This window comes from Serratia proteamaculans, assembly GCF_004684015.1.
GTDB lineage: Bacteria > Pseudomonadota > Gammaproteobacteria > Enterobacterales > Enterobacteriaceae > Serratia > Serratia proteamaculans_F.
Window position 1 is genome coordinate 417,230 of sequence record NZ_SRIA01000004.1, and the last position, 15,010, is coordinate 432,239.

Genomic DNA, 15,010 nt, shown 5'->3' on the forward strand with positions numbered 1-15,010 from the left:
CCCGTTTTCAGAAATCCGGTTCGGCGCGAAAGTGCATAGGCGTCTGGAACGCCGGGTGGGTAATCCGCAGTTCCTGGGCATGCAGCTGTAACCTGGGCGCCATGGCTTTGACTTCCGGCGGGGCGTAGAAACCGTCACCGAGGATCGGGTGGCCCAACGCCAGCATATGCACACGTAACTGATGTGAGCGGCCGGTAATCGGCATGAGTTTTACCCGCGTGCTGCCATCGGTGTCGCGTGACAACACCAGATACTCGGTTTGTGCCGCTTTGCCCGTCTCGAAACACACCTTCTGCAACGGCCGGTTCGGCCAGTCACAAATCAGCGGTAAATCCACCAGGCCTTCATCGTGCTCCAGATGGCCCGATACGCGGGCGATATAAGACTTCTTTGGCTCGCGATCGCGGAACTGGCGCTTAAGCTCACGCTCCGCCGCCTTGTTCAGTGCCACCACAATCACACCGCTGGTCGCCATATCCAGGCGATGCACCGATTCTGCCGCCGGGTGCTCCGCCAGGATGCGCGTCATCAGGCTGTCTTTATTTTCCGGGGCGCGGCCGGGTACCGACAACAGGCCACTCGGTTTGTTGACCACCATAATGTGCTCATCCTGATACAGAATATGCATCGGGCCTTGCGGGGGATTGTAGGGTTCCATCTTGTTGGCTCCGCTGAAAGTGACGATACGGGGAACCGCAGTTCCCCGTCGCACAGATTACTGGTGGGTCACAACGACCAGACGGATCGCATCCAGACGCCATCCTGCTTCATTGAGGTTAACCAGTACCTGCTTGCGGTTGAACTCCAGCGCTTCGACTTCGTCATCACGGATGTTCGGGTTGACCGCCTTCAGGGCTTCCAGACGCGCCAGCTCGGTGCTCAGCTTGTCATCTGCTTCCTGTTTCGCCTGTTCGATCAGCGCGCGGGCCTGCTCTTCAACCAGGCTTTCCGCCTGTTGCAGCATCGTGTGCACATCCTGTTGCACCGCATTGACCAGCTTGCTGGAGGTGTGACGGTTGACCGCATTTAGTTGACGGTTGAAGCTTTCGAATTCAACCGCTGCCGCCAGATTGGTGCCTTTGCGATCCATCAGCATGCGGATTGGCGTCGGTGGCAGGAAGCGGGTCAGTTGCAGGTGCTTCGGTGCCTGCGCCTCAACCACGTAGACCAGTTCGACCAGCAGGGTACCGACCGGCAGCGCTTTGTTTTTCAACAGGGAAACTGCACAGCTACCGGTATCGCCGGACAGGATCAGATCCAGGCCGTTGCGAATAATCGGGTGTTCCCAACTGACGAACTGCGCATCTTCACGCGACAGCGCCTGCTCGCGATCGAAGGTCACGGTACAACCGTCCTGCGGCAGGCCCGGGAAGTCCGGCACCAGCATGTGGTCGGATGGCGTCAGGACTATCAGGTTGTCGCTGCGATCGTCCTGGTTGATGCCGACGATATCGAACAGGTTAAGCGCAAAGCCCACCAGATTGACGTCGTTGTCCTGATTGGCGATGGCCTCTGCCAGCGCCTGCGCTTTCTCGCCGCCGTTGGAGTGCATTTCCAGCAGGCGGTCACGGCCCTGCTCCAGTTGCACTTTCAGGTGGTCGTGCTGCTGACGGCAGTGGTGAATGAATTCATCCAGCCCTTCCTGCTCGGTCGGTGCTGCCAGGAAGCCAATCAGTTGCTCGTAGCCGCTGTCATAAATGGTACGGCCGGTCGGGCAGGTATGCTCGAAGGCATCCAGCCCTTCGTGGAACCAACGGCCCAGCACCGCCTGAGCGGTGTTTTCCAGATAAGGAACCATGATTTGAATGTCATGCATCTGGCCGATACGGTCCAGACGGCCGATACGCTGTTCCAGCAGATCCGGGTTGAACGGCAGATCGAACATCACCAGGTGGCTGGCGAACTGGAAGTTGCGGCCTTCTGAGCCGATCTCCGAGCACAGCAGCACCTGGGCGCCATCTTCTTCAGAGGCGAAGTAGGCGGCGGCACGGTCGCGTTCGATAATCGACAGGCCTTCGTGGAATACGGCGGCGCGGATCGCTTCACGTTCACGCAGCACTTGTTCAAGCTGCAGCGCGGTGGCGGCGTGGGCGCAGATCACCAGTACTTTCTCGTGGCGGTTGGCCACCAGGTAATTCAGCAGCCACTCAACGCGCGGATCGAAGTTCCACCAGGTAGCGTTCTCGCCTTCGAATTCCTGATAGATTTGCTCCGGGTACAGCATATCGCGCGCGCGCGCCTCAACGGTTTTCTTCGCGCCCATGATGCCGGACACTTTAATCGCGGTCTGGTACTGGGTCGGCAACGGCAGTTTGATCTGGTGCAGGAAACGGTGCGGGAAGCCTTTGACGCCGTTACGGGTGTTACGGAACAGCACGCGGCTGGTGCCGTGGCGGTCCATCAGCATGGTGACCAGTTCCTGACGCGCCTGCTCACTGTTGTCGCCGTCGCTGTTGGCGGCTTTCAGCAGCGGTTCGATGTCCTGCTCGTCGATCAACTCGCCCAGCAGGTTCAGCTTGTCATCGGCCAGGCGTTCACCGCTCAGCAGCAGGGTGACGGCATCGGCCACCGGGCGATATTTCTGCTGTTCGGCGACAAAGTCCTGGTAGTCGTGGAAACGGTTCGGATCCAGCAGGCGCAAGCGGGCGAAGTGGCTTTGTTGGCCGAGCTGTTCCGGGGTGGCGGTCAGCAGCAGCACGCCGGGAATGTGCTCAGCCAGTTGCTCGATGACCTGGTACTCGCGGCTGGGTGCCTCTTCGCTCCAGGCCAGGTGGTGGGCTTCATCGACCACCAGCAGGTCCCACTGGGCATCGGCCAGTTCTTCCAGACGCAGCTTGTTGCGACGGACGAAGTCCAGCGAGCAGATCACCAACTGTTCGGTTTCAAACGGGTTGCTGCTGTCGAGTTTGGCCTCGGAGTAACGGCTGTCGTCGAACAGCGAGAAATACAGGTTGAAGCGGCGCATCATTTCGACCAGCCACTGGTGCTGCAGGGTTTCCGGCACCACGATCAGGACGCGCTCGGCGCGGCCTGCCAGCAATTGCTGGTGAATGATCATCCCGGCTTCGATGGTTTTACCCAAACCCACCTCATCTGCCAACAGTACGCGTGGCGCATGGCGCTGGCCGACTTCATAGGCGATGTGTAACTGATGCGGGATCAGGCTGGCGCGCATGCCGCGCAGGCCGGCAAACGGCAGACGATACTGCTCGCTCTGGTATTTACGCGCACGGAAACGCAGGGCGAAACGGTCCATACGGTCGATCTGGCCGGCAAACAGACGGTCCTGCGGCTTGCTGAAGGTCAGTTTGCTGTCCAGCAGCACTTCACGCATGGCCACACCGCTTTCCTGAGTATCCAGGCGGGTGCCGATATAGGTCAGCAGGCCGTTTTCCTCTTTGACCTCTTCCACCTGCAGCTCCCAGCCTTCGTGGTTGCTGATGGTGTCACCCGGGTTGAACATCACGCGGGTGATTGGCGAGTCATTTCTGGCATACAGGCGGTTTTCGCCGGTGGCGGGGAAAAGCAGGGTAATCATGCGCGTATCCAGCGCTACGACGGTTCCCAATCCTAATTCGCTTTCCGTGTCGCTGATCCAGCGTTGACCAAGTGTAAAAGGCATATATTGTCGGCTCGATTCTTTAAGTAAGTCTTGTTACCGGGCGAGAGGGCCGCGGCACCCGTATCAAACGTCTGCTAATCCCGATTTATTTTAATATGGCGGGCAATAGCTATTCATCCCATGCATACATCGTGAGACGGCATGGGTGGAGTGTGGTCCAGAATTTGGGAAGGGCGCTATGGTAATGGAAGGCGGCGCGTTCGTCACCTGCAAAACCCGATGAATTTTCTTAACCCTTCGCCAACGCCCGCAGGGCGGGCTGAATGCTAAAACAGGCCCATCTGCCCGGTCACCAGCGTAGTAAAATCGTCATGCAAAAATGGCAGTATGGCGTCAGCCACCGGTTCCAACTGGCGCTCCAGATAATGGGGATAATCAATCGCCGACTGCTGGGTTTCCAGCGGCTCCGGCCCGGCCACGGTCATCACATAGCTGATCCAGCCGCCGTTCTGGTATTGCAGCGGTCGCCCCTGCTGACGATTATAGTCGTCGGCGATGCGGGCTGCGCGGACATGTGGCGGGACGTTACGTTGATATTCGTCCAGCTTTCTGCGCAGGCGCTTGCGATAGACCAGCCGATCGTCGAAATCGCCGTTAAGCGTTTGGCTAACGTATTCACGCACAAAATCTTGATACGGCTGGCGTTTGAAAATGCGTTGGTAGAGCTGTTGCTGGAACTGCTGCGCCAGCGGTGTCCAGTCGGTACGCACCGTTTCCAGCCCCTTGTACACCATCTCTTCACTGCCGTCCGATCTTGCGATCAGCCCGGCATAACGTTTTTTACTGCCCTGTTCGGCACCGCGAATGGTGGGCATCAGGAAACGTGAGTAATGGGTTTCGAACTCCAGTTCCAGCGCATTTTCAAGCCCGTACTGTTGCTGTAAATGCTGTTGCCACCATTGGTTCACCTGTTCGACCAATTTCCGGCCTATTTGCGCCGCCTGCTGCTCGTTATGCGGCTGTTTGAGCCAGACGAAGGTGGAGTCGGTATCGCCGTAGATCACCTGATAACCCTGAGCCTCAATCAGTTCGCGCGTCTGACGCATGATCTCATGACCACGCAGGGTGATCGACGAGGCCAGCCGGGGATCGAAAAAGCGGCAGCCGCTCGATCCCAATACGCCGTACAGCGCGTTCATGATGATCTTCAAGGCCTGGGATAAGGCTTTGTTTTGCTGTCGTTTAGCCGCTTCGCGGCCCTGCCAGATCTGCTCGACGATCGCCGGCAGGCAGTGTTTGTTGCGTGAGAAACGGGCATTACGGAAACCTGGCACCGAATCGGCATCGCCGGGGTGTTGCATGCCTTCCACCAGCCCGACCGGGTCGATCAGGAAGGTCCGGATGATCGACGGGTACAGGCTCTTGTAATCGAGCACCAGTACCGAGTCATACAGGCCGGGCTGTGAATCCATCACAAAGCCGCCGGGGCTGTGTTCTTCCGGCTGCTCGCCAAGGTTGGGCGCGACAAAACCCAGTCGGTGCATACGCGGCATATACAGATTGCTGAAAGCGGCCACCGAACCGCCGCTGCGATCGGCCGCCAGCCCGGTCACCGTGGCGCGTTCGAGCAGGAAGGTCAGCAGATCGGTCTTGGCAAAGATTCGGGTTACCAGCTCACAGTCCTTCAGGTTGTAACGCGCCAGCGCCGGTTTATCTTCGGCAAAGCGCCGATCGATTTCCGCCATGCGTTGGTAGGGATTGTCGATCGACTTGCCTTCTCCCAACAGCGTCTGCGACACATGCTCGAGGCTGAAAGAAGGGAAGTTCCAGGTGGCGGATTTGAGCGCCTCGATACCGTCGATAATCAACCGCCCGGCAGCGGAGGCGAAAAAGTGATTCTGCTTGAAACCGTGTTCACGCCATTCGAGCAGATTGCCACCGCGACCCAGTTTTAGCGGAATTTGGTAACGTTCAGCGTGTTTTTGCAGTACCCGTAAATCGAACTGCACCAGATTCCAGCCAATGATGGCGTCGGGATCGTGCCGCTCCAGCCACTGATTCAGCCGTTCCAGCATTTGCGGGCGGCTGACGCAGTACTCCAGGTCAAAATCCAGCGGTTCATTGCCACCGTTGGCCGGCCCGAGCATATAGACCTGGCGCTGACCGCAACCTTCCAGTGCAATTGAGTACAGCTCGCCGTGGGCGGTGGTTTCAATGTCCAGCGAGACCAGTTTCAAGGTTGGGCGGTATTCCGGTGCCGGTTTCATCTGGCCGTTGATCAACGGGCCATTGCCGTTGGCCTGGCCGCTGAACCACACCGGTGCGGTGATAAAGCGCTCCATCAGGTAGCGTTCCGGCGGGCGGATATCGGCCTCGTAGAGATTGACGCCACCGTCTTTCAATAGCCTTTCCAGTTTGATCAACTGACGGTGCTGGCGGCAATACAGCCCCAGCACCGGGCGATGATGAAAATCGGTCAGCGGTAGCGGTTTAAGCTCCCATTGCCGCTCTTCCCGCAGCAACAGCTCGGCGCGTTGGCGCTGTTCGGCCGGGATAAAGGCGACCGAAGTCTGCGGTGCCAGGCGAAGTTGCTGCGGGCCGTTCTCGGTCGCCAGCCAAAACTCTACTTCGGTGCCGGCGGGCGTATCACGCCAGTGGCGGGTGAGCAAGAAACCCTGTTGGAGTGACATCACGCAGTTCCTGACAAGCTAAGCTAAAGGGGGGAATAGATAAATTATAGTATGGGTTTTTATACAGTGATTGTCCATTGCCGCACAGTTCTGCCAAAAACGCATACAATTCACCGGTTGACTCGTTCCCGGTCGCACCTGACAATCCCACGCCCACGCGCTTTGGATAACCAACAGAGGTTTAATGGAAGCCTATTTACAGCATTTGATTACCCAGTCTTTGGCTTTCACTCTGATGGTCGTCATGTTCGTCGCGTTTCTGGAATCACTGGCGCTGGTAGGGCTGTTGCTGCCCGGTACGGTGATGATGGCCAGCATCGGCGCGCTGATCGGCAGTGGTCAGGTCGACTTCTATTACGCCTGGGCGGCGGGCATCGTCGGTTGCCTGCTGGGGGACTGGATCTCCTACTTTATCGGTCGCGCATTCAAGGGGCCGTTGCACCGCTGGTCGTTCCTGAAAAAGAACAAGGCGATGCTCGACAAGACCGAGCATGCGCTCCATCAGCACAGTATGGCGACCATTCTGATTGGTCGGTTTATCGGCCCGACGCGCCCGCTGGTGCCAATGGTGGCCGGGATGCTGGACTTACCGCCGTACAAATTCGCATTGCCGAACATTATCGGCTGTATTACCTGGCCACCGGTCTATTTCTTCCCGGGCATTCTAGCCGGCGTGGCCATCGACATTCCTGCCAGCGCCAACAGCGCCTTATTCAAATGGCTGTTGTTTGCGGTGGCGATGCTGATTTGGCTGGCCGCTTGGCTGAGCTGGCGCTGGTGGCGTGAAGGTAAACGCAGCAATGACCGCTTGAGCAACTTGTTGTCGCCGCTGCGGCTGCGGATAGCCTGCGTGCTGAGCTGGTTCCTGGCGATCGGCACCTTTTATTACCTGTCCCAACAGCCGCTGATGCCGGTTTACCGGCATTTACTTTGGAAGGTGCTGGCAGGGCAGTAACAAGGGGGCGTAACGCCCCTCTGTGCATTACTGGAAGAAGGCCTCCAACTGTTCGAACACCCGCACGTCCTCGCTGTGGCGTTTTACCTGCAGTACATCTTCGAGTTTTTCTACCTGGCTAATCATCTGCATCAGCCGTTGATCGTCCGCCACCAATAGCCAGATACGGCTCTGTTTGCCGTCTTTCAGCGGCAGACACAAAATACCCTCTACGTTGAAGGCACGGCGGGCAAACAGACCGCACACGTGCGACATCACGCCGGGATGGTTACGTACCGTCAGTTCCAGGATCACCTGTGGATTATTGTGTTGTTCTGACATGGCTTATTCTCCAATCATGTCGATGTTGGCGGCACCCGGCGGCACCATTGGGAAGACTTTTTCATTGATATCAATCAGCGCGTGGATCAGACAAGGACCAGGCCGTTGGATCGCCTCGGCCAGCGCGGCTTGCGGATCTTCTGCGGCGTTCAAATCACAGGTGTCCAGCCCGAAACCGGCGGCAATCTTGATAAAGTCGGTGCGCTTGGGATAGGCGGCGGCAAAGATGCGCTGCTGGTAGAACAGCGTTTGCTGCTGATGCACCAGCCCCAACGCCTGGTTATTCATCAGGATGATTTTCACGTCCAGATCATGCTCGACGGCGGTGGCCATTTCCTGAATGTTCATCATCAGGCTGCCGTCACCGGAAAAACACAGCACCTTGCGCTGTGGTTCGGCCAGGGCTGCACCTATCGCCGCCGGCAGACCGAAGCCCATGGTGCCCAATCCACCGGAGGTCAGCCATTGACGCGGACGGCTCAGCGGATAGGCCTGCGCCACCCACATCTGATGCTGGCCCACGTCGGTGGTGATGATGGCGTTTTCATCCACGCAGCGCGCAGCAGCCAGCACCAACCCGTAATGACTCAGCGGATCTTCGGCATCCGGCATGTTGAACGGGAACTCGCGCTTCAGGCCGTTGACGGTGTCCAGCCACTCGCTGCGCGGCTGTGCCTCAATCTGTGGTAACAACTGCTGTAATACCTGGCCAACGTCGGCGTGAATGGCAATGTTGGCCTGTTTCACCTTGCCCAGTTCGGCACGGTCGATATCCACGTGGATGATGGCGGCGTTCGGGCAGAACTGTTCGGTTTTGCCAATCGCCCTGTCGTCAAAGCGGGCGCCCAGGACGATCAGCAGATCGGCCTCTTGCAGAATAAAGTTGGTGCTGCGTGCCGCATGCATTCCCAGCATACCCAGTGACAGCGGATGCTGCACCGGCATCGCACCCAACGCCATCAGCGTCATGGTGGTTGGCAGGTTGGCGCGTTCCGCCAGCTCAATCGCCTGTTGGTAAGCATTGGCGCAGATGATGCCGCCACCCAGATACAGCACCGGGCGTTTGGCCTGGTTGATCATCGCGGCGGCCTGGGTTACGGCCGAGGCTTCAAAGGCCGGTGCTGCGTCGGGAATGGCGATCGGCGGCAGCTCATCCAGAGTGATCACCGCGGTTTGCACGTCTTTTGGCACGTCGATCCACACTGGGCCAGGGCGGCCGGATTCGGCGATACGGAAGGCGTCGCAGATCACCTGCGGCAGTTCACGGATGTCGCGTACCAAATGGTTGTGCTTGGTGATGGGAATCGAGATGCCGTAGGTGTCGACTTCCTGGAAGGCGTCGGTACCAATCATTGAAGAGGGCACCTGGCCGGTGATACACACCAGCGGGATGGAATCGAGCTTGGCGTCGGCGATGGCGGTGACCAGGTTGGTGGCACCCGGCCCGCTGGAGGCGATGCACACCGCCGCCTTGCCATTGGCGCGTGCCATACCCTGCGCCATAAAGCCCGCGCCCTGTTCGTGGCGTGCCAGTACGTGATGAATGCGGGTGCTTTGGCTCAGTGCGTCATACAGCGGCAGCGCAGCGCCGCCGGGAATGCCGGCAACGGTGGTGATGCCCTGACGTTCTAACAGGTGGACGATCAACTGTGCGCCGGTGAAGCTGTTGCCTTGCTGTGGCGTGCCCGAAATTGCCATGTTCCTATCCTTTCTCAAGGCCGGTTCGCTTTTCTGGGCAGGGGGCTGAAACTAAAAACCCCGCCCGGTTTGCGCCGGCGGGGTTTGGGAATCGATGCGTTGATTCGGACCCTACGGCGCATTGCCGACGACCACCACCACACGCACGACGACCATCACCGCGGCTGGTAGCGCGGTAACTAGTAGGGTCGAAGTCAGCGAGGATGCGATCACAGGGAACCTTATCATCAGTAAAAAAGTCAGGATTTTATAAAACCACAGGCGCAAAATTCGCACAACAGGTTTATTTGCGCAGCATAAAAAACGCGCTGCAGATCACGCTTTGTGTGAAATGCCGAGCACTCTGGCTTCCGGTGCGCTGCCGTCCAGCAGCGCCTGCGTTGGACCATCGTAAAAGATGCGCCCATCGACCACCAGCAGGGTACGTGGGGCGATACGCGCGGCGTCATCCAGATTGTGCGATACCATCAGCAGCGTCAGGTTACGTTGGTCGCACACCTCCTGCAGCAGTTGCAGCATCTCATTGCGTAATGCCGGATCGAGCGCCGAAAAAGGTTCGTCGAGCAGCAGGATCGGCCGCTGGCGGATCAGACAGCGCGCCAGCGCGGCACGCTGGCGCTGGCCACCAGAGAGCTGAGACGGCAGACGCGGCAGATGCTCTTCCAACCCCACCTGGCGGGCAATCTGCGCCAACTGCAGCTTTTGCTGCTCATTGAGCCGCAGCCCCGGATCCAGACCCAGCCCGATATTCTGTTCTACCGTCAGGTGAGCAAACAGGTTGTTTTCCTGAAACAGCATCGAGACCGGACGTTTGGCCGGTGGCGTGGCGGTGTGGTCACTGCCGTCGAGCCGCAACCTGCCGCTGGCAGCCGGCAGGAACCCGGCAATCAGGCTGAGCAGCGTGCTTTTGCCCGCACCGCTGGGGCCAAGCACCGCGACACGTTCGCCCGGCGCAATGCGCAGGTCAAAGCGCATCGGCAGGTGTTCATACAGGTAGGTCAGTTTTTCAAGCTCTATCATGGCGGCCCGGTAAGCGTTCGATCAGGGTAAACAGCAGGAAACACAACAGTAGCAACAACAGGGCGGTGACCGCGCCATCATTGCTGCGATAGGCACCGATCTGTTGATACAGGTAGTAAGGCAGAGTGCGGAAGTGTTCGTTGCCAAACAGGGCGACGACGCCGAAATCGCCAATCGACAGCACGCAGGCGAAGGCCAGCGCCTGGGCCAGTGGGCGGCGCAATGCTTTCAGTTCGATCAGCCGCAGTCGCTGCCAGCCGTGGATATCCAGCGACAGGCACAGTGGGTTGTAGCGTTCGGCCAGGTCGCGCATCGGGTTTTCCAGCACTTTCAGCGCGTAGGGCACCGCCATCAGTGCATTGGTGAGGATCACCAGCGCATACGGCGACTGCGGCAGCCCGACGGTGTCGCTCAACAGCAGGAAAAAACCGGTCGCCAGCACGATGCCCGGCATCGCCAGGATCACCATGCCGCTCAGCTCAAGTCGCTGGCCCCAGCGCAGCCGCTGTTGCAACTTCAGCTCACGGCTGCTCCACAACAGCATCATGGTCAGTATTACGCACAGAACACCGGCCCCGAGGGCAATACGCAATGAAGTGAATAACGCCTGCCACAGCACCGGCTGTTGCAGCACGCTGACCAGGGCCTGGTTGGCTCCGTCGGCAATCACCGCCAACAGTGGAGGCAGCAGCAGTAACAGGGCGGCAGCGATCAGCAAAAAATCGCTGATGCGGCGCCACAGGCTGTCTTCCGGATTGCGCCAGATGTGGGCGTGGGTGTTGCCGACCGGTAACGCCTGGCTTAACCGCTGGCTTAGCACCACCAGCCCCAGACAGCAGGCCAGTTGGATCAGTGCCAGCAGCGCGGCGCGGCTGAGATCGTAGTCATAGCTGAGCGCCTGGTAGATCGCCAGTTCGATGGTGGTGGCCTGCGGCCCGCCGCCCAGCGACAACACGGTGGCGAAGCTGGCAAAGCACAGCATAAAGATCAGCGCGCCGCTCGGCAGGATCTGGCGGCGTAGTGCCGGCCACTCGACAAAGCGGAACTGCTGCCGCCCGTTCATACCAAGCTGCGCCGCCAGTTGGCGTTGTTCGACCGGGATATTTTCCAGCGCCTGTAACAGCAGGCGGGTCGCCAGCGGCAGGTTGAAGAACATGTGAGCCAGCAGAATGCCCTGCAGGCCATAGGGGGAGAAACTGTAGTTAATGCCGAGCCAACCGCATATTGCGGCCAGCCAGCCCTGTCGGCCATAAACGCTGAGCAGGCCGAACACCGCCACCAGCACCGGCAGCACCAGCGTCATGGCGCACAGCCGCAGCAGTAACTGGCGGCCAGGGAAACGGCGGCGGAACAGCGATCGTGCCAGCAGGATAGCGGGCAGCACCGAGATCAGTGCCGACAGCAACGCCTGCCAGAAGGTGAAACGCACCACATGCCACAGGTAGCTGTCCTGCCACAGACCCTGCCAGTCGCTTTCGGGCGCGTGCCGCCACAGCGAACCCATCGCCAGTACGGCGATGGTCAGGATCAGACCGGAAGCCAGCAGCCCCGGCCATAGCCAGCGTGGGATCAGTGGCTGACGGCGGTTTGCCATGCCCGGATCCAGTTGCCGCGTTGTTTGGCCACGTCTTCAGCGCTGTATTGCAACGCGGTCTGCGGTACGGTCATTTGCTCAAACCCGGCCGGCAGCTGGGTTTTGATCACCGGATACATCCAGTTGCCGGTGGGAATGCTGTTCTGGAACGCCGGGGTCACCATAAATTGCATAAAGCGCTCCGCCAACGCCGGCTGTTTGCTGGCCTTGAGTTTACCGGCTACCTCGACCTGCAGGTAGTGGCCTTCACTGAAGTTGGCGGCGGCGTAGCTGTCTTTCTTTTCTTCAATCAGATGGTAGGCCGGAGAGGTGGTGTAGCTGAGTACCAGATCGCCTTCGCCTTTCAGGAACAGGCCGTAAGCTTCGCTCCAGCCCTTGGTCACGGTGACGGTTTTCTTTGCCAGCTTTTGCCAGGCTTCGGGAGCCTTGTCGCCATAGACTTTCTGCATCCACAACAGCAGGCCGAGGCCCGGCGTGCTGGTACGCGGATCTTCATAAATCACCTTCCAGTTCTGGTCGCTGTCGACCAGTTCCTGCAGGCTTTTGGGCGGGTTCTTCAGCTTTTCTTTGTTGTAAACGAAGGCAAAATAGCCGTAGTCATAAGGCACGAAGGTTTTATCCTGCCAGCCACCGGGGACGCTGAGCTTGGTGCTGTCGACGTCGCTTGGTGCGAATAAACCGGTCTGTTGCGCGGCCTGCAGCAGGTTGTTGTCCAGCCCCAGCACCACGTCAGCGGCGCTGTTTTTCCCTTCCATACGCAGGCGGTTAAGCAGCGAAACGCCGTCTTCCAGCGCGACAAACTTCAGCTCACAGTCGCACTGGGCTTCAAAGGCTTTTTTGACCGCCGGGCCGGGGCCCCAGTCGGCAGCGAAGGAATCATAGGTGTAGACCGTCAGCAGTGGCTTGGCGAACACCGGTGCAGCGCACAACAACAGTAATAAGGGCAGGCTTTTCTTAACCACTTTGCACTCCTGAAAATTTAGGGGGGCAAGGGTATCTGAGGGGGCGAGCGGCGGCTGCCGGTTCGCTGGGCTCAAATCCCTCCGCCGGTATTGACCGGATCAGGTTCGACGGGTTTGTTCTCAGCAAAATCGGCACGCCGCATTTTGCACCCCGTTGAGACGGCGCCATTGTAAAGACTAACGGGCGTCGGTGAAAGGCGCTTATGCTTCCGGCGGCGCAAACCAGGCGGATTTAAAATCAAACCAGCCGAGGGTATTCATCCGCACGCCGCGCATGCTGCGCTGACCATGCAGTTGCAACCAGTGGTGGAACAGCGGGTGTAACTGATGATGGCTGACCAGGCGTTGGCAAAAATCGGCCAGCGGCAGGCTATTGGCACGCCACTGCGCGGCATCTTCAGCGAGATCTTCATTCATGCAGTGCTGCATTAGCGGCAATTCGTACAATGTAGCGAACAGCGAGAATTCCAGCGGCAGATAGAAGTTGGCGCTGCCGAGCCACAAATCACTGCTGGCCTCGCCCTTATGCCAGGTGTCGTAATCTACGACTTGGATCTTCAGCTTGATCCCCTGCTGCGCCAGCAGGGGTTCGATCGCCAACTGAATGGCGTGGAACTCCGAGTGCTCGCTGTAGTAAGTCAACGTCAGTTCGGTCAGCCCGTCCGGTTTGGGTAGTTGCGCCAGGGCGCGGTTGTGATGCCAGCGCGGCAGAAGGCCGTAGGCCGGTGACCAGTAGCGTTGATAAACCGGCCCGGCATTGCTCAGCAGCGCAATGGGGTTGATCAACTCGCACAGCCAACTGCGAATGGCCGGATCGGCCGCCACTGGCGAACGCTGATCGAACAGCAGAAAATAACAGCCTTCTTCCAGTCGGCTTTCCAGTTCGTTTTTACCGGTGTCGTCGGCCTGTAGTTGGACGCCGGAGTGCACCAGTTCTTCGGTCACTTCCGGCAGTACCCAGATATTCACCTCATCGATCAGCGCGCGGTAGCCAAAGTAATCGTCAAAGGCGTGGATTTTCATCTGGCTGCGGTGGTTGCGTACCACGCTATACGGCCCGGTACCCACCGGGTGGCGCGAAAACTCCGGCAGGCTCTGCCATTCGCGCGGCAGGATCATCGCGGGCACGCTGCCCAGCAGCCACGGCAGCCAGTAATCGGGACTGTGCAGATGCACATCGATCACGTAAGGCGTCGGTGAGGTCACGCGTTCAATATGGGAAAACAACGGCTGCGGCATCAAACGGCTAAGCGAACTGATGACATCCTCCATTTCCAGTTCGCGCCCATGGTGAAAATGAATTGCCGGACGTAGATAAAAACGCCAGTGCAGCGGGGTTAAAGCTTGCCAGTGATGTGAAAGGTCGGACTCCAGTTCCCCGTTTTCCTCATTTATGCGCGTCAGGCCGCTGAAAATCTGCCGTGCCAGATGGGTTTCCGAGCGTCGTAGTGCCGAACCGGGCAGCAGGTTATACAACTGGCGATAGTAGAGTACCCGCAGGATGTGTTTCCCCTGACGGAAGCTGCGTCCCAGTTGGGACAGCAACATCTGGCGCACGACGTTTTTATCGCCGACCAGTTGCACCAGTTGATCGATGCGGTCTTGCTCCAGCAACTCCTCCGCTCGTTGCTGTTGCAGTGCCAGACCGGTGTAGTGAAAGGTGAGACGCGAACGCTTGCCGCGCCCGGACTCGGCCTGCCAGGTCAGCCAGCCCTGGTGCTGCATGGCACCAAGTAGCGAACGCACATGGCGGCGCGAACAGCTGAGCACTTCGGCCAGCTCCTGCAGGGTGGTTTCGGTCGGCTCGCCGTGGCAGCGCTGCCACAGGCGAATGAACTGCTGTTGCAATCTGGAGGTGGACATAAAAGAGGAACGCTCCGGCATCAACCCATCAATTTATCTTTCCCTATATTACGCCGATAATTTTCCTCAATGAAAGGGGGAGGGCGACGGATGAAAGTTTTCTTGTCAAAACAGTTCTATCAGCGCTATTTCAGCGCGGTACGTCGCCAGCGGGCCGATTGGTTGGAGCTGGTGCCTGAACAGGCGCGGTTGGAGATGCTGGCCCATCTGACCCAGTGGGACATCCACTCCATGACGGATAAGCAATACCGTGAGCACCTGTGAGGCTCGGGTAGAAAAGGTTTCTGAGTAATGGTGTTGTTCACCAGCCAGTGGGGTCATACCCACTGGTTTTTTTATTCTCGG

At 58.8% G+C, this 15,010-nt stretch carries 12 protein-coding genes and 1 riboswitch; of the genes, 2 read left to right on the plus strand and 10 right to left on the minus strand.

The features are described from left to right. Nucleotides 1–7 precede the first annotated feature (7 nt). From rluA to E5C26_RS03540, 3 genes are all read right to left on the minus strand, one after another. Nucleotides 8–658, minus strand: a complete 651-nt coding sequence (rluA, locus tag E5C26_RS03530; RefSeq protein WP_135315081.1) for a bifunctional tRNA pseudouridine(32) synthase/23S rRNA pseudouridine(746) synthase RluA — start codon at nucleotides 656–658, stop codon at nucleotides 8–10. Between the two features lie 57 nt (nucleotides 659–715). Then, a complete protein-coding gene (rapA, locus tag E5C26_RS03535) occupies nucleotides 716–3,622 on the minus strand; it encodes an RNA polymerase-associated protein RapA (protein ID WP_135315082.1) in 2,907 nt (968 codons plus the stop codon). A gap of 266 nt (nucleotides 3,623–3,888) precedes the next feature. Further along, complete coding sequence (locus E5C26_RS03540) at nucleotides 3,889–6,252, minus strand: DNA polymerase II (RefSeq protein ID WP_167796603.1); 2,364 nt, start codon at nucleotides 6,250–6,252, stop codon at nucleotides 3,889–3,891. Between the two features lie 184 nt (nucleotides 6,253–6,436). Between E5C26_RS03540 and E5C26_RS03545 the strand changes: the two genes are divergently transcribed. After that, nucleotides 6,437–7,207 carry a DedA family protein gene (locus E5C26_RS03545; RefSeq protein ID WP_135315084.1) on the plus strand — a complete coding sequence of 257 codons (771 nt, stop codon included), beginning with the start codon at nucleotides 6,437–6,439 and terminating at the stop codon, nucleotides 7,205–7,207. 27 nt (nucleotides 7,208–7,234) lie between these two features. Here E5C26_RS03545 and ilvN read toward each other — a convergent pair whose 3' ends face one another. From ilvN to sgrR, 7 genes are all read right to left on the minus strand, one after another. Next, complete coding sequence (gene ilvN / locus E5C26_RS03550; RefSeq protein ID WP_099063098.1) at nucleotides 7,235–7,528, minus strand: acetolactate synthase small subunit; 294 nt, start codon at nucleotides 7,526–7,528, stop codon at nucleotides 7,235–7,237. A 3-nt stretch (nucleotides 7,529–7,531) separates the two neighbouring features. Further along, nucleotides 7,532–9,226, minus strand: coding sequence for an acetolactate synthase large subunit (ilvB, locus tag E5C26_RS03555; protein WP_135315085.1), 1,695 nt, complete (start codon nucleotides 9,224–9,226; stop codon nucleotides 7,532–7,534). 111 nt (nucleotides 9,227–9,337) lie between these two features. Further along, on the minus strand, nucleotides 9,338–9,454 hold the full coding sequence (gene ivbL, locus E5C26_RS03560) for an ilvB operon leader peptide IvbL (protein WP_208295193.1): 117 nt from the start codon (nucleotides 9,452–9,454) through the stop codon (nucleotides 9,338–9,340). Nucleotides 9,455–9,541: 87 nt separating this feature from the next. Continuing rightward, nucleotides 9,542–10,246 (minus strand): thiamine ABC transporter ATP-binding protein ThiQ, encoded by a 705-nt coding sequence (gene thiQ / locus E5C26_RS03565; RefSeq protein ID WP_135315086.1) that lies wholly within the window; start codon nucleotides 10,244–10,246, stop codon nucleotides 9,542–9,544. After that, nucleotides 10,233–11,840: a thiamine/thiamine pyrophosphate ABC transporter permease ThiP gene (thiP, locus tag E5C26_RS03570; protein WP_135315087.1), complete on the minus strand. Its 1,608-nt coding sequence runs from the start codon at nucleotides 11,838–11,840 to the stop codon at nucleotides 10,233–10,235. The genes thiQ and thiP overlap by 14 nt, the downstream gene beginning before the upstream one ends. Then, the gene (gene thiB, locus E5C26_RS03575) at nucleotides 11,816–12,802 is read right to left on the minus strand and encodes a thiamine ABC transporter substrate binding subunit (protein ID WP_135315088.1); all 987 of its coding nucleotides are present in this window, start codon (nucleotides 12,800–12,802) and stop codon (nucleotides 11,816–11,818) included. The genes thiP and thiB overlap by 25 nt, the downstream gene beginning before the upstream one ends. Nucleotides 12,803–12,860: 58 nt before the next feature. Continuing rightward, nucleotides 12,861–12,966, minus strand: a riboswitch (TPP riboswitch). A 37-nt stretch (nucleotides 12,967–13,003) separates the two neighbouring features. Beyond that, nucleotides 13,004–14,665, minus strand: a complete 1,662-nt coding sequence (gene sgrR / locus E5C26_RS03580) for an HTH-type transcriptional regulator SgrR (RefSeq protein ID WP_135315089.1) — start codon at nucleotides 14,663–14,665, stop codon at nucleotides 13,004–13,006. 90 nt (nucleotides 14,666–14,755) lie between these two features. On the opposite strand from sgrR, the gene sgrT reads away from it, so the two are divergent. After that, nucleotides 14,756–14,929, plus strand: coding sequence for a glucose uptake inhibitor SgrT (gene sgrT, locus E5C26_RS03585; protein ID WP_135315090.1), 174 nt, complete (start codon nucleotides 14,756–14,758; stop codon nucleotides 14,927–14,929). Nucleotides 14,930–15,010 lie beyond the last annotated feature (81 nt).

Bases quoted from the DNA above. Each gene is read 5' to 3' on its own strand.
- rluA (WP_135315081.1), bottom strand. From the start codon at position 658: ATGGAACCCTACAATCCCCCGCAAGGCCCGATGCATATTCTGTATCAG.
- rapA (WP_135315082.1), bottom strand. From the start codon at position 3,622: ATGCCTTTTACACTTGGTCAACGCTGGATCAGCGACACGGAAAGCGAA.
- E5C26_RS03540 (WP_167796603.1), bottom strand. From the start codon at position 6,252: ATGTCACTCCAACAGGGTTTCTTGCTCACCCGCCACTGGCGTGATACG.
- E5C26_RS03545 (WP_135315084.1), top strand. From the start codon at position 6,437: ATGGAAGCCTATTTACAGCATTTGATTACCCAGTCTTTGGCTTTCACT.
- ilvN (WP_099063098.1), bottom strand. From the start codon at position 7,528: ATGTCAGAACAACACAATAATCCACAGGTGATCCTGGAACTGACGGTA.
- ilvB (WP_135315085.1), bottom strand. From the start codon at position 9,226: ATGGCAATTTCGGGCACGCCACAGCAAGGCAACAGCTTCACCGGCGCA.
- ivbL (WP_208295193.1), bottom strand. From the start codon at position 9,454: ATGATAAGGTTCCCTGTGATCGCATCCTCGCTGACTTCGACCCTACTA.
- thiQ (WP_135315086.1), bottom strand. From the start codon at position 10,246: ATGATAGAGCTTGAAAAACTGACCTACCTGTATGAACACCTGCCGATG.
- thiP (WP_135315087.1), bottom strand. From the start codon at position 11,840: ATGGCAAACCGCCGTCAGCCACTGATCCCACGCTGGCTATGGCCGGGG.
- sgrR (WP_135315089.1), bottom strand. From the start codon at position 14,665: ATGTCCACCTCCAGATTGCAACAGCAGTTCATTCGCCTGTGGCAGCGC.
- sgrT (WP_135315090.1), top strand. From the start codon at position 14,756: ATGAAAGTTTTCTTGTCAAAACAGTTCTATCAGCGCTATTTCAGCGCG.